This window comes from Chryseobacterium sp. Leaf405 (assembly GCF_001425355.1).
Classification (GTDB): Bacteria; Bacteroidota; Bacteroidia; order Flavobacteriales; family Weeksellaceae; genus Chryseobacterium.
The window spans coordinates 179705-193589 of the sequence record NZ_LMQN01000015.1 but is presented as its reverse complement, the minus strand read 5'-3'; the positions used below and the strand labels follow the sequence as shown (position 1 = coordinate 193589).

Here is a 13885-nt window from a genome sequence, read left to right as displayed (position 1 = left end):
AAATTTTGAACTTCGCAGTATGGCAAAATTAAAAACAGCATATTTCTGTCAGAATTGTGGAACACAATATCCACAATGGACGGGGCAATGCAAAAACTGCGGAGAATGGAATACTTTGGTAGAAGAAGTCGTAGAAAAAACCTCATCTAAAACACCGCCTTTTTCAAAGTCGAAACAGCATGTTATCAATATTATTGAAGTGGAAACCAGTGAAGAACCACGAATTAAAACGCCTTCAGAAGAGCTTAACCGGGTTTTGGGAGGCGGGATTGTATTAGGATCTGTCACATTAATCGGTGGAGAACCCGGAATCGGTAAATCTACCCTGCTTCTTCAGCTTGCCTTGAAAATGAAGAAAAAAATATTCTATGTTTCGGGGGAAGAAAGTGCTTCTCAGATCAAAATGAGAGCCGACAGATTAACTGATATTCAGAATCCTAACTGTTTTCTTTTTACGGAAACCAGTCTTGAAAAAATTCTTCATGAGGCTAAAAAATTAGAACCTGACTTCGTCATCATCGATTCCATTCAAACATTACAGTCTCAATTGATTGAAAGTTCACCAGGAACCGTTTCACAAATTCGTGAATGTTCTAATGAGATTATTAAATATGCCAAAGAAAACAGCGTTCCCGTATTTTTAGTCGGTCACATTACCAAAGACGGACAAATTGCGGGACCAAAAGTTTTGGAACATATGGTAGACGTTGTTTTGAATTTCGATGGCGACAGAAATCATCTTTTCAGATTATTGAGAGCCAATAAAAACCGTTTCGGATCAACCTCAGAAATTGGAATTTACGAAATGGTTTCCCAAGGTTTAAAGGAAATTAAAAATCCTTCAGAAATTTTAATCACGAAGAAATTTGAAGAACTTTCCGGAAATTCCGTAGCTGTGACTTTAGAAGGAAACCGACCGATGTTATTGGAAATTCAGGCGTTGGTAAGTACGGCAGTGTATGGAACTCCACAAAGAAGTTCGACTGGTTTTGATGCTAAAAGATTAAATATGCTTCTCGCCGTTCTGGAAAAAAGAGCAGGTTTTCAATTGGGCGCAAAAGATGTTTTTCTGAATATTACAGGAGGAATTAAAACCGATGATCCTGCGTTGGATCTGGCGGTTGTCGCATCTATTCTTTCGTCCAATGAAGATATTGCGATTTCTGAACACTACTGTTTTGCAGGTGAAATTGGTCTGAGTGGAGAAATTCGTCCGATTGCACAGGCAGAACAGAGAATTACCGAAGCAGAGAAATTGGGTTATGAAAAGATTTTCATCTCTAATTTAAATAAACTTCCAAAGAAAAAATACGGAATCAAAATAGAAGAAGTGAGCAAAATTGAAGATTTTCACGATAGACTTTTTTAAATCATGAAAACCAGTATTCTTGAATATTACAATAATCTCGCAAAAACCTACGACGAAAATCGTTTCGGGAATTCTTACGGGAAATATATCGACCGACAGGAAAGAAAATTTTTAGCATCTTTCTTCAAAAACAAAAAATATTTAAAGGTTCTGGATTTGGGTTGCGGAACAGGGAGATTATTAAATTTTGCCACTCATGGAGCTGATTTCAGTGAAGAAATGTTAAATGTAGCCCAACAAAAGTATCCTGAAAAAATTGTAGCAAAAGGAGAAATTTCCGGAATACCTTTCCATGATAAATTTGACTGTATTCTTTGTTTTCATGTCATTATGCATCAAAATAAAGATGAAACAAAATCATTTTTAAATGAATGTTACCAAAAATTAAACAAAAACGGAACTTTAATTTTTGACTATCCAACTAAAAACAGGCGAAAGGTTGTTTCTCAACAGGAAGATTGGCATGCGAATAATAGCTTTACTATTTCGGAAATTTCGCAACTTTCAGGAAATAAGTTTCAACTAAAAAACAGTACAGGAATTTTATTATTTCCAATTCACAGATTACCTAAAAGTCTGAGAAGATATTTTCTGCCATTAGATATTCTTTTGTGTAAAACTTTCCTGAAAAACTGGGCATCTTACCAAATTGCCGTTTTAGAAAAAATATGAAACGGTTGCTTAAAAAATATTTACCTCATCATTGGAAACTGCAGTTGAAGCTTTTGCAGCGGTATTTTACCGAACGAAAAACACAATATTCTTATCCTAAAAATTACAGTTCAGAAAATATTGGTGAATATCAATTTGAGCTTAAGCAAGTCATTAAAAAAGGAGAATTTCATGAAAATAAAGTTCATAATTTAAGAATTGTCGGAAGTAAAATCAATACTTTGATCATTCAACCCAACGAAGTTTTTTCTTTTTGGAAATTAGTTGGGAAACCAAATCAGAAAAATGGTTTTAAAGAAGGTCGAAATTTAATTAAAACTCATATTTCTAGTGATTTGGGCGGCGGAATTTGTCAGTTTTCTTCAATTTTATATTTCCTGGCATTGCAATCCGGATTAAAAATTATTGAGCGATTTCCACATTCGATTGACATTTACAAAGAACATGAACGTTTTACACCCTTAGGTTCAGATTGTACCGTGGTGTATGGTTACAAAGATTTACAGTTTCAAAATCCGTTCTCATTTCCCGTTCAATTAATCTATACAGTTCACGATGAAGAACTTTCCGTGAGTATTATTTCTCCGAACAAAGTTATTTTAAATGAAATACAATTCAACTATTCTGAAGCAGAAAAAGGAGTTTGGGTAGAAACAATAAGGAATGATAAAACTTTGTTTAAAAATTTTTATATTCGTTTATGAATTATTTGGCTCATTCTTTTCTGACTTTTACCGACGGACAAATTGTTGGTCAGTTTCTGGAAGACTTTATTAAAAACAGAGATCGTTTTTCTTTTCCAAAAAAGATTCAGGATGGCATTACTCTGCACAGAGCCATTGATACTTTTACTGATTCTCATCCTGCAATTCATGAAGCTAAAAAAGTTTTTGCGCCTTTGGTGAGATTGTATGCCGGAGCTTTTGTAGATGTTTCTATGGATTATTTTGTAGCAAATGACTTATCCTTAAATTCATTGCAGGGCTGGAAAGATCATTCATTAAAAGTATACCGTGTTTTGCATGAAAATTACGAATTCCTTCCTGAAAATTTCAGAAGAATGTTTGAAAAAATGGAGCAGGATAATTGGCTGTACAATTACCGTTATGATCAGAATATTAAATTCAGTATGAGAAATGTTTTAAATAAAGCAAAATATTTGGAAAAAAATATTCCCGTTTTTGAAGCTTTTTTAAACAATAAAGAAACTCTTCAGCAATGTTATGATGATTTTTTTCCTGATTTATGGGAACACGCCAAAGGAGTTAATGCACTATTGCAATTGGAAAATTGAATTTAAAACTGTCCAACAACTCCAATTCCTAAAGGTCCGGCATTAACATTCCATGTGATTTTGCCTTTAAGTTTCTGATCCATGTTGTACTTTTTATCTTCTTCGTATTTTTCTTTCCTTTTTAGAAATTTATCAATTCCTTCTACAACAGCAACGCTCATAATAGCGCTTAAAGTAATATCTGAAAACCAATGTGCTCCATCAATTACCCGTGACAAAGGAACAATAGAACCAACAGCTAAAATTCCTCCTTTTATCCATGGATTTTTGAATTGCTTAGACAAAGCATAGCTAGTCGTGATAGAAAGTACGGTATGCCCTGACGGAAAACTTCTATATCCTGCATCTCCTGAAAATGGTTTAAAAAAATGTTTCCCCAATCCTGTTCCCGGTCTTGCTCTACCCGTTGCTGATTTAGAAATCTGCTGAACAGCTCCCGTAACGCTTGCTGCCGTAATCATCAAAACTCCTGTTCTTCTTAATTTTTCATTATTAGTTAAAAGACCGGTAACATAAACAGCACCCGTAATCCCATAATTGATCTGTGGACTTCCAAAATACCACCCGAATTTCTTAAAAACATTAGGAACATTTTCTCTATTTCTAATAAAAGTTCTACTAATATCTTCATCGGCAAGATATATAATACCGACAGTAGCAACAGTAGCCCCCAACCTTACATAATCTTTTTTCTCCCAAGAAAAAGGTCTGGTGTAAGCGTTTGCAAAGCCACCCGCCATTGCAACTACATCATATTTTAAATGACTCCAAATGCCTTCTTTTTTTGTTTTACTTTTCAAAGAATCTTTAGAAACTGATTGATCAAAATCAGAGATTATTATTGGATCCTGTCTCACTATAAGACTATCAACATTGACGCTCACACTATCCTGCTGAGCCCATGTCATTATGGAAAATAATATACCTAATACAGTAATTGCCGTCTTCATATTCATACCTAAAAAAACAAGGTGCAAAAGTACCGAATTAATACTGCTTTAGATAAGCTTAAAAGTTTTTAAATAAATAACAATTATTAATGAATTCGATTATAAAATAAAAAAACACCTACCTGTGTAAGTGTTTTTTTACTTGTGTTAATAGAATATTTGCCTGAATAAAAATGTTTAATTATATAATTTAGATTCCACTATTCGTATTTAATCTCCGATTTTAAAGACTAATTGTGGAAGTCACAGAAAATTTGATCCTGCATAATTTCCTGATTTTTTCTCAATTGTATTACCGGTAAGTAGTTAAGCTATAGCTTACCTTTCTACACCATGAGAAGCCGTACTATGATTCGGAATTCAAAAGACAGTTGATAAAATAAGATCTTATGGTTTATCTTTCGTTTCGTCTATATGAAAAGTAGAAAAAGCAGTAGATGCACACACCCCTACTTGAGCGAAATTTGCTCGTTCAAATAATAAGGATGAAGATAACGGATAATTGTTTTTGATGTTCATGATAATATTTTTTAAGATGTTTTGCATTAATAAATATAGTCTCATAGTAAGACAGGTCATTTCAGACCAATAATAAACCGGCAAATTATCATGAATGTTCAAATATAAATACAATAAATAATATAACCAAAAAATTTCAATCAAAAAGATATAAAATCAATAAATAAAAAACTAAAAACAAGATTTTAGTTAATTTAATAAATAGAAATAAGTTAAAATAAAATTAATACTGCTGAAATAAATAACGATTAGGATATGTTAGCTTTTCGCTTTTTCGCTCTCCATTTACAATCACATGTATGATATTAATCTGATCGTCAAAGAGATTATATAAAAAACTTACAGCAGCTTCTATTTTCTTAGGATTATCAACCTTTTCAGATTCTAAATACACATTTACAGATTCGTGATCTTCTTCATAACCAACAAAATTTACATTGAGAAATTTATTATTCGTTTTTAATTTGAAATATTCAGAAGCATAATTTTTAATAGCTTCATTGAGCTGAGTTTTAAATTTCGGATCATTAAAATGGAGCGATTTTCCGTATTTATTATTCAAACCGTTTTCGAGATCATCCAGAAAGAAACGTCCTGTGATCTCAAAAGTTTTTGATTTCTGATTATAATTAATTTCTACAGAACCCACGTGATAAGGGTGTTTTGACACTGAAAAAGAAAACAGGAAAAACAACGGAAACAGTAAAATCCACAAAATCTTCATAAATCCGGGCATTTAAAATTTGTTCCGAAATTAATCATTATTTTCGTAAGCTTTTATATTTTCATTATGATGCAGGATTTTTTATTCTATCTAAACCTTGGATGGGAACATATTATTTCATTAGATGCGCTAGACCATCAGCTTTTTGTTTTGGCTTTAATTGCAGCGTATTCTTTTAATGATCTAAAGAAAATTTTAATTCTCGTGACTGCTTTTACCATTGGGCATTCGCTTACGTTGGCTTTAAGCATTTTTGATATTGTAAGAATCAATTCTGCGTGGGTTGAATTTCTGATTCCGCTAACGATTGTTTTGACGGCACTCGGAAATATTATCATGAAAAATAAAAAGCAGTCGCAGAACAAAACTAATTATTATTTAGCTCTAATTTTCGGATTAATTCACGGAATGGGTTTTGCGAACACCGCCAGAGTCATGATTGCAAAAAGCCAGAGCATTGCAGTTCCGCTTTTAGGCTTTAATATTGGTTTGGAATTAGGACAGATTGCCATTGTATTCGGGATTTTGATTCTCTTATTTATTTTGCTTAAAATCTTTAAAGTTAACCAGAAAGACTGGATTCTTTTTGTCTCTTCGGGAGTCTTTGCTTTAGCATTAAAAATGACATTGGAAAGAATTCCGTTTTAACGCTGAAACATTTCCAACTATTCAACTACTTATTATTATATTTGACAATCCTTAAAACAATTTCGGTTATGAAGCTAAAAGTTGCCATACTTTCACTTTCTGTATTTGCCTATACAGGTTTCACCGCACAAAATATTCAGAACAATCCGGGAAGCAACCACGGAAATAGATTTGAACAATTAGGAACCATTCTTCCTACACCCAATATTTACAGAACTGCATCAGGTGCGCCTGGTCATGGCTATTGGCAAAATAGAGCCGATTATGATATCAATGCTTATCTTGATGAAGACAAAAGAAACTTAAAAGGTTCTGAAACGATTACCTACTACAATAATTCTCCCGATGAACTGGATTATATCTGGCTTCAGTTGGATGAAAATCAGGTTTCAAACGTAAAAAAAGCAGATTTCCCTTCATCTTCTACTCTACCAAAAGCTTCGACAGATCAGCAATTGAAAGTATCTGATATTCCGGCAACAGATAACGGGTATGGAGTAAATCTTGAAAAAGTAACAGACGCTTCAGGAAATCCTTTAAAATACACGGTAAACAAAACCATGATGCGTATTGATTTACCTAAAGTTCTTAAAAAAGGCGAAAAACTTGTTTTTAAAATTGATTGGAATTATAACATTTCCAACAGAATAAAAATGGGCGGTCGTGGTGGCTACGAAAACTTTGCAGAAGATGGAAATGATCTTTACACCATGACTCAATGGTATCCGAGAATGTGCGTTTATAGCGATTTTCACGGATGGCAGAATCATCAGTTTACAGGAAGAGGAGAATTTGCTTTGGTTTTCGGAAATTTTAAAGTTTCAATGAACGTTCCTGCAGATCACGTTGTCGGTGGAACCGGAGAATGTAAAAACTACGATCAGGTTTTAACATCGGATCAATTATCAAGATATAATAAGTCTAAAACTTCAACTGAACCTGTAGAAATTGTGACATTGGATGAAGCTAAAAAAGCAGAAAAAAATCATTCAAAACAAAGAAAAACATGGACTTTTGAAGCGAACGACGTAAGAGATTTCGCATGGACTTCTTCAAGAAAATTTGTTTGGGACGGAATGGGCGTTACGATTCCTGAAAACAACAATAAAGTAATGGCAATGAGCTTCTACCCGAAAGAAGCTTACGGTTTATACAGAAAATATTCAACAAAAGCGGTGTCGCATACCATCAAAACCTATTCAGAATTTACGATTCCTTATCCATATCCCGTGGCACAATCTGTAGAAGCGGCAAACGGCATGGAATATCCAATGATCTGTTTCAATTACGGAAGAACAGAAAAAGACGGAACGTATTCTGAAGGGATTAAAAATGGGATGTTGGGCGTAGTGATACATGAGGTTGGTCACAACTTTTTCCCGATGATTATTAATTCCGATGAAAGACAATGGAGCTGGATGGATGAAGGTTTAAATACTTTTGTGGAATATCTTACTGAAGAAAAATGGGATAACAAATTTCCGTCAAAAAGAGGTCCGGCATGGACGATTGTAGATTATATGAAACTGCCGAAAGATCAGCTGGAACCGATTATGACAAACTCTGAAAACATCATACAGTTTGGTCCGAATGCGTATTCAAAACCGGCAACAGGATTGAATATTCTTCGTGAAACGATCATGGGAAGAGAACTTTTCGACAAAGCTTTTAAAACATATGCCAAAAGATGGGCTTTCAAACATCCTGAACCGGCAGATTTTTTCAGAACAATGGAAGATGCGAGCGGTGAAGATTTGGACTGGTTCTGGAGAGGTTGGTTTTACGGAACAGATCCTGTAGATATTGCCATCGATAAAGTAATGGTTGCAACTCCTGATTTGAACACAGTACCAAGAGAAACAAAAGAAAACAAATATAAAGTAGACAAACCTGCAGTGAATGAGTTTGAAGATATTTCAAAAATCAGAAACAGAGAAGATAAAAACATCACTTTCTACGTAGACAAAGACAAAGAAGCTCAGGATTTCTATTACAGATACGACAGAGGTCAGGAAAAAGTGGATAATAACAAAGAATATACTTCTAAGTTTGACGGAACCGAACCTTTAACGCAAAAAGAAAAAGACAAGTTTAAAAATCTAACGGCTTATCAGATTGATTTTGTAAACAAGGGTGGTTTGGTAATGCCGATTATCCTTGAATTTACTTTTGAAGATGGAACAAAATTAAAAGATAAATCATCTGCACAGATTTGGAGACTGAACGAGCAGAAAGCTTCTAAAACGTATTATTTTGATAAAAAAGTAAAATCAATTCAGTTGGATCCGATGAGAGAAACTGCCGATATTGATACTTCAAACAATTTCTGGAGCAACGACGGCGGAACTTCGCAGGTTTCAAAATTCGATTTATTCAAACAAAAAGAAGGCGGAAACGTGAGAGGAGGTTCTAACGGAAAAGTAAACCCGATGCAGGCCGCCGGGAAAAAATAACAGAAAAGTAATGTAACTTTTACATAAAGGGCACTACTTATTATTAAAAAAATCATGAGAATAATTCTGATCCTTTTAGTAATGAGCAGCGCCCAATTTTTTGCTCAGAAAACGCTTACTCCAAGCAATACAAAACTTGAATCCAAATTCATTAAAGATGAAACATCCAACGCCATTTGGTATGCTCAACAGGGTGATCAAAAAATGGAAATCGGTAAAATTACCAATGAAGTAAAAAAAGTAGACAAGACAACGCTTCTTATTAAAACGACGGTAAAAATGAATCAGGCACCTGATAAACCTTGGGTAGATTCTACGTTGGTGAAGATTTCAAATTTTCAGCCGATCTATCATTCTTCTTATAATATGATGAGAGATATGACTTTAAAGTTTGAAAAAAATAAAGCAACAGGGTATTATTTAGACAAAAAATCTCAGAAGAAAGACCAAATTGATGAAAAAATTTCTACTGAATATTTTGACAGCAATTCTTATCCCGGATTAATACGATTTTTACCTTTAAAAGAACACTACTCCACAGAAATGCCGATCTTCGATTATAATCCGGCAGCAAAAAAAGGAGTCGTAAAAGCATATATTGAAGACGTAAACAAAGGTGAATTGAATGGTAAAAAAGTCTGGATCGTAAAAACGACAGATGATATCCAGGATAGAAAAACGATTGTTACTTATTATATTGATGTTGCGACAAGAGAAGTTTTAAAACAGGAAATAGATTCCAATGGTAGAAAAATGGTTATGGAAACTGTTAAATAAAATCAAGAAAGTTTACCCAGTCGGTAAACTTTTTTTCTGCCAAAATTTCCACTCCCTAAAAATAAATTCTGCCATTTCAACCAAGTAAAACCGATGGCACACATTTAGCCAATTACAACACAGAATAATTAAAAAATTAAATATATTATGTCAGTAAACTTTAAACCATTAGCAGACAGAGTTCTGATTGAACCAATCGCTGCCGAAACTAAAACAGCTTCAGGTATTATTATTCCGGACACGGCAAAAGAAAAACCACAAGAAGGTACAGTAGTAGCAGTAGGTCCTGGTAAAAAAGACGAGCCAACAACGGTACAGGTAGGTGACAAAGTTCTTTACGGGAAATATTCAGGCTCTGAATTGAAATTGGAAGGAAAGGATTATTTAATTGTAAAAGAAGGAGATCTTTTAGGTATTATCGGATAGAATTCCAGATACAGACACCAGATTTCAGACTATTCAAAAAAATCAAATTAAAAACAATGTTAATGTCTAACTTCTGACATCTAACATCTAATATCTAATCAAAATGGCAAAAGAAATAAAATTCGATATCGAGTCAAGAGACGCTTTAAAAAGAGGGGTTGATGCATTGGCTAATGCAGTAAAAGTAACGTTAGGACCAAAAGGTAGAAACGTAGTAATCGAAAAATCTTTCGGTGCACCTCACGTAACTAAGGACGGTGTTTCTGTTGCAAAAGAAATCGAACTTGAAGACAGAGTAGAAAACATGGGAGCGCAAATGGTAAAAGAAGTTGCTTCCAAAACCAATGATATTGCAGGAGACGGTACTACTACCGCTACTGTTTTGGCACAGGCTATCGTAAGAGAAGGTCTTAAAAACGTAGCTGCAGGTGCAAACCCAATGGATTTGAAAAGAGGAATCGACAAAGCAGTAACTGCTGTAGTTGAAAACTTGAAGTCTCAGTCTAAAACTGTTGGTGATTCTACAGAAATGGTGAAGCAGGTAGCTTCAGTTTCTGCAAATAACGACGAAACGATCGGATCTTTGATCGCTGAAGCTTTCGGGAAAGTAGGTAAAGAAGGAGTTATCACAGTTGAAGAAGCTAAAGGTATCGATACAACCGTTGATGTTGTAGAAGGTATGCAGTTCGACAGAGGTTATCAGTCACCTTATTTCGTGACAAACCCTGAGAAAATGGTTGCTGAGGTAGAAAATCCTTACATCCTTTTAGTAGAGAAGAAAATTTCTTCAATGAAAGAATTGCTTCCTGTTCTTGAACCAATTGCTCAAGGTGGTAAATCTTTATTAATCATCTCTGAAGAAGTTGAAGGGGAAGCTTTAGCAACTTTAGTGGTAAATAAATTAAGAGGTTCTCTTAAAATTGCCGCGGTAAAAGCTCCAGGATTCGGAGACAGAAGAAAAGCAATGTTGGAAGACATCGCAATCCTTACAGGGGGTACTGTTATTTCTGAAGAGCAAGGTTTCACAATGGAAAACATTACTATCGATATGTTGGGAACTGCTGAGAAAGTAACAATCGATAAAGACAACACGACAATCGTAAACGGTGGTGGTGAAGAAAGCAAAATCAAAGGAAGAGTGGCACAAATCAAAGCTCAGATGGAAACATCTACTTCTGATTACGATAAAGAAAAATTGCAGGAGAGATTGGCTAAATTAGCCGGTGGTGTTGCCGTTCTTTACGTTGGTGCAGCTTCTGAAGTTGAAATGAAGGAGAAAAAAGACAGAGTAGATGATGCACTTCACGCTACAAGAGCAGCTGTTGAAGAAGGTATCGTTGCAGGTGGTGGTGTTGCTTTGGTAAGAGCTATCGCTGCATTAGAAAATCTTACAGGAATCAATTCTGACGAAACGACAGGAATCAAAATCGTAAAAAGAGCAATCGAAGAGCCATTGAGACAAATCGTTGCCAATGCAGGTGGTGAAGGTTCTGTAATCGTAGCTAAAGTAGCAGAAGGTACAGGTGACTTCGGTTACAACGCTAAAACTGACGAGTATGTAAACATGCTTGAAGCAGGAATCATCGACCCTACGAAAGTAACAAGAGTTGCCCTTGAAAACGCAGCTTCTGTTTCTGGAATGCTTCTTACCACTGAATGTGTGATCACTGAAGTGAAGAGCGCAGAACCAGCTATGCCAATGGGTGGTGGAATGCCAGGAATGATGTAACGGTCAGCGACCGAGGCAATTTAATATATAAACCGTTCAGATTTTTTCTGAGCGGTTTTACTTTTAATATTAAAAATACATTTGTTATGAAAAAAGTAAATCATTATTTTTAATTTTAGCATAAATCTAAACTGCTCCACAAAATTTCTAAAAGAAACAAAGCTTAAAATAGTTATAATTCTCAAAAAATGTCAAAAAAAATAAATTCTTTATTCATTCCTATTAGAGTAAATTTTAGAAAGCATGGGTCAGAAATAGCCGAAGATATTTTTTACCGATTTCATCCAGCAATATTAAATGTTGGCTCGGAAATTTGTGTATTTTGTAAAGCGAAAAAGAATTTAACAAAAGAGCATGTTCTTCCAAAATGGTTATTTCAAAATAAAACAAATATTGGATTCGAAATAAAAACCAATAAGCAAACCATTTCTTATTTAAAAAGCGTTGTCCCAGCATGTAATAATTGCAATAATTCAATTTTAGCAGAAATTGAAAAAAAAATAATACTTATTTTAGAAAATCTTGAAAAAAATAAATATTACGACAATAATGATTTAGAAAATATTATCCGGTGGCTTGAGATTTTGGAATATAAACTTCAAGTGTTTTCTAATAGGTTAAAATACATAAAATACGCTAATGAACCTTTCTCAGATTTTGGAACACTTCCTGTTTCTTGGATGAATCATTTCTGGGAGATGAACCCTTTTAAAGCATTGAGTAATCTCAAGTTTATTCAGCGAAATATTTCTATAAAAAATAAATCATCAAATTTAAACTCTTTAATAATTTTTAAAACGAAGAAACCACATTTTGAATTTTTCCATCAAACGTCTGAATATATTTTTATTAGTTTTCCAATGTATAACAACGCTATATTTTATTTTTTTAGAAAAAAATTTAATAATACCAAAGACTCTCACTCTGAAGCAATTGAAATTATGAAAAAGATATTAGACTAATAACTAGATTTCGCAGATTTAAAATCCGTGACTTAACAGCTACAAAAGTTTTTTTCTAAATGTCACAAACACAAAAAAGCCACGAAAAACCATTTCGAAAAGACCTTCAATCATTTCAACGTGACTTCCAACTTCTTCGTTGAAGACATCAAGAGCTTTGTGAAGGCATTCAAGCATTATGTTGAAGAGGTCAAGTATTTAGCTAAGGCATTCAAACGTTTCGAAAGAGCAATCAAGTGTTCCGAAGAGACGTTCAACCAGTCCGAAGAGGCAATCAAGTACAAAATATTACATTTCAGCACTTTACAAACCTTTCAAAACCCAGGAGATAGCTCAAATTTCCGATCTGTAACTTTTTAACTATCTTTAGAAATCAATTAAACCAAACCTCAGCACCATTGAAAAAATCATTTCTCCTTTCACTTTTCGGTTTATGCTTAGCCAATGCACAAACCCTAAATTTCAAACATCTTTCGGATATGTCTATGGGCAGAGGAGCTGTAAGCAGTGTCATTGTAGATGATAATATCTATGTGAGTAATGGTTATAAAGTTAGTGATGGTAATGCAACTCTTATTGAGAAATACAATATTAAAGACAACCGCTGGAGTATCATCAACTCTAAGTTGCTTCCTAGAAAATTCGCCAATTCGGAGACTTACGATAATAAAATTTATATCTTTAACGGTTGGGGAAACAGCCATCTTGAAATTCTGGACCTTGAAACTAATAAAATAACCAAGGGAGCTGTTAATCGTGCCTACACAGGAAATGCAGGTTCTGCTATCCACGACGGAAAAATATATGTATTCGGCGGCAGCGGACTAAACAATGCCGCAACCACTGTATTTTCCAACAGATTTCAATACTATGATATTGCTTCAGATACCTGGAATCAGTTACCCGAGATGCCCACCGCCAGAGAAGCAAGGGGCAAAATTGTGAATGACAAGCTGTATGTCATTGGTGGTTTCAACGGTACGTCTTCCCGTCTGGTCAATGTTTTCGATCTTAACAAAAATCTTTGGACTGAGCAATATAAGATGCCAGTTGCGATATCCGGACATTCATTAGCGGTATCCGGTAATAAGATTTTTATTGCAGAAGGGTATAATAATCAAACTTTTTTGGCCTATTTCGATACAGAGACCAATAAACTATATCAGTTATCATCCAATATGATTCCCAGAAGACACGCCGCCGCGGAAGTATATAACGATAAATTATACATTATTGGCGGAAGTACAACATCTTCAACCAAATCAGCCATTAAAAATATTCAGGTTGCGGATATTAGTGAAGGAGCACTCTCCGCTCATGACCAATCAAATTAAAGTATCTATTAATCAAAGACTTTTCATT

The 13885-nt window shown here is 34.4% G+C and carries 13 protein-coding genes; 11 read left to right on the top strand and 2 right to left on the bottom strand.

What is annotated here, in order from left to right; translation table 11 throughout:
- The first annotated feature begins 19 nt into the window (after positions 1-19).
- Genes radA through ASG22_RS10690 form a run of 4 tightly spaced genes read left to right on the top strand, consistent with a single transcriptional unit; the run spans position 20 to position 3335 of the window.
- The gene (radA, locus tag ASG22_RS10705; protein WP_055983961.1) at positions 20-1369 is read left to right on the top strand and encodes a DNA repair protein RadA; all 1350 of its coding nucleotides are present in this window, start codon (positions 20-22) and stop codon (positions 1367-1369) included.
- A 3-nt stretch (positions 1370-1372) separates the two neighbouring features.
- On the top strand, positions 1373-2041 hold the full coding sequence (locus ASG22_RS10700) for a class I SAM-dependent DNA methyltransferase (RefSeq protein ID WP_055983959.1): 669 nt from the start codon (positions 1373-1375) through the stop codon (positions 2039-2041).
- Complete coding sequence (locus ASG22_RS10695) at positions 2038-2745, top strand: VanW family protein (RefSeq protein ID WP_055983955.1); 708 nt, start codon at positions 2038-2040, stop codon at positions 2743-2745. Before ASG22_RS10700 ends, ASG22_RS10695 begins: the two co-directional genes overlap by 4 nt.
- On the top strand, positions 2742-3335 hold the full coding sequence (locus ASG22_RS10690) for an ACP phosphodiesterase (protein WP_055983953.1): 594 nt from the start codon (positions 2742-2744) through the stop codon (positions 3333-3335). Before ASG22_RS10695 ends, ASG22_RS10690 begins: the two co-directional genes overlap by 4 nt.
- A gap of 2 nt (positions 3336-3337) precedes the next feature.
- On the opposite strand, the gene ASG22_RS10685 is transcribed toward ASG22_RS10690, so the two are convergent.
- Both ASG22_RS10685 and ASG22_RS10680 read right to left on the bottom strand, forming a co-directional pair.
- Positions 3338-4285: a phosphatase PAP2 family protein gene (locus tag ASG22_RS10685; protein WP_055983952.1), complete on the bottom strand. Its 948-nt coding sequence runs from the start codon at positions 4283-4285 to the stop codon at positions 3338-3340.
- Between the two features lie 742 nt (positions 4286-5027).
- Positions 5028-5528: a DUF6702 family protein gene (locus ASG22_RS10680; RefSeq protein ID WP_185113805.1), complete on the bottom strand. Its 501-nt coding sequence runs from the start codon at positions 5526-5528 to the stop codon at positions 5028-5030.
- A 69-nt stretch (positions 5529-5597) separates the two neighbouring features.
- Between ASG22_RS10680 and ASG22_RS10675 the strand changes: the two genes are divergently transcribed.
- The 7 genes from ASG22_RS10675 (at position 5598) to ASG22_RS10645 (ending at position 13857) form a co-directional block, all read left to right on the top strand.
- A complete protein-coding gene (locus ASG22_RS10675; protein WP_055986767.1) occupies positions 5598-6176 on the top strand; it encodes a HupE/UreJ family protein in 579 nt (192 codons plus the stop codon).
- A 68-nt stretch (positions 6177-6244) separates the two neighbouring features.
- Positions 6245-8629 (top strand): M1 family metallopeptidase, encoded by a 2385-nt coding sequence (locus tag ASG22_RS10670; RefSeq protein ID WP_055983946.1) that lies wholly within the window; start codon positions 6245-6247, stop codon positions 8627-8629.
- A gap of 54 nt (positions 8630-8683) precedes the next feature.
- The gene (locus tag ASG22_RS10665) at positions 8684-9406 is read left to right on the top strand and encodes a hypothetical protein (RefSeq protein ID WP_055983944.1); all 723 of its coding nucleotides are present in this window, start codon (positions 8684-8686) and stop codon (positions 9404-9406) included.
- A 147-nt stretch (positions 9407-9553) separates the two neighbouring features.
- Positions 9554-9832 carry a co-chaperone GroES gene (groES, locus tag ASG22_RS10660; protein WP_040997294.1) on the top strand — a complete coding sequence of 93 codons (279 nt, stop codon included), beginning with the start codon at positions 9554-9556 and terminating at the stop codon, positions 9830-9832.
- A gap of 103 nt (positions 9833-9935) precedes the next feature.
- Positions 9936-11561 (top strand): chaperonin GroEL, encoded by a 1626-nt coding sequence (gene groL, locus ASG22_RS10655; RefSeq protein WP_055983937.1) that lies wholly within the window; start codon positions 9936-9938, stop codon positions 11559-11561.
- A 188-nt stretch (positions 11562-11749) separates the two neighbouring features.
- A complete protein-coding gene (locus ASG22_RS10650) occupies positions 11750-12523 on the top strand; it encodes a hypothetical protein (protein WP_055983936.1) in 774 nt (257 codons plus the stop codon).
- 398 nt (positions 12524-12921) lie between these two features.
- Entirely contained in the window at positions 12922-13857 is a 936-nt protein-coding gene (locus tag ASG22_RS10645) for a Kelch repeat-containing protein (RefSeq protein WP_131726185.1), read from the top strand.
- Positions 13858-13885: the final 28 nt, after the last annotated feature.

Bases quoted from the DNA above. Each gene is read 5' to 3' on its own strand.
- ASG22_RS10700 (WP_055983959.1), top strand. From the start codon at position 1,373: ATGAAAACCAGTATTCTTGAATATTACAATAATCTCGCAAAAACCTAC.
- ASG22_RS10685 (WP_055983952.1), bottom strand. From the start codon at position 4,285: ATGAAGACGGCAATTACTGTATTAGGTATATTATTTTCCATAATGACA.
- radA (WP_055983961.1), top strand. From the start codon at position 20: ATGGCAAAATTAAAAACAGCATATTTCTGTCAGAATTGTGGAACACAA.
- groES (WP_040997294.1), top strand. From the start codon at position 9,554: ATGTCAGTAAACTTTAAACCATTAGCAGACAGAGTTCTGATTGAACCA.
- ASG22_RS10675 (WP_055986767.1), top strand. From the start codon at position 5,598: ATGCAGGATTTTTTATTCTATCTAAACCTTGGATGGGAACATATTATT.
- ASG22_RS10690 (WP_055983953.1), top strand. From the start codon at position 2,742: ATGAATTATTTGGCTCATTCTTTTCTGACTTTTACCGACGGACAAATT.
- ASG22_RS10680 (WP_185113805.1), bottom strand. From the start codon at position 5,528: ATGAAGATTTTGTGGATTTTACTGTTTCCGTTGTTTTTCCTGTTTTCT.
- ASG22_RS10650 (WP_055983936.1), top strand. From the start codon at position 11,750: ATGTCAAAAAAAATAAATTCTTTATTCATTCCTATTAGAGTAAATTTT.
- ASG22_RS10670 (WP_055983946.1), top strand. From the start codon at position 6,245: ATGAAGCTAAAAGTTGCCATACTTTCACTTTCTGTATTTGCCTATACA.
- ASG22_RS10695 (WP_055983955.1), top strand. From the start codon at position 2,038: ATGAAACGGTTGCTTAAAAAATATTTACCTCATCATTGGAAACTGCAG.
- groL (WP_055983937.1), top strand. From the start codon at position 9,936: ATGGCAAAAGAAATAAAATTCGATATCGAGTCAAGAGACGCTTTAAAA.
- ASG22_RS10665 (WP_055983944.1), top strand. From the start codon at position 8,684: ATGAGAATAATTCTGATCCTTTTAGTAATGAGCAGCGCCCAATTTTTT.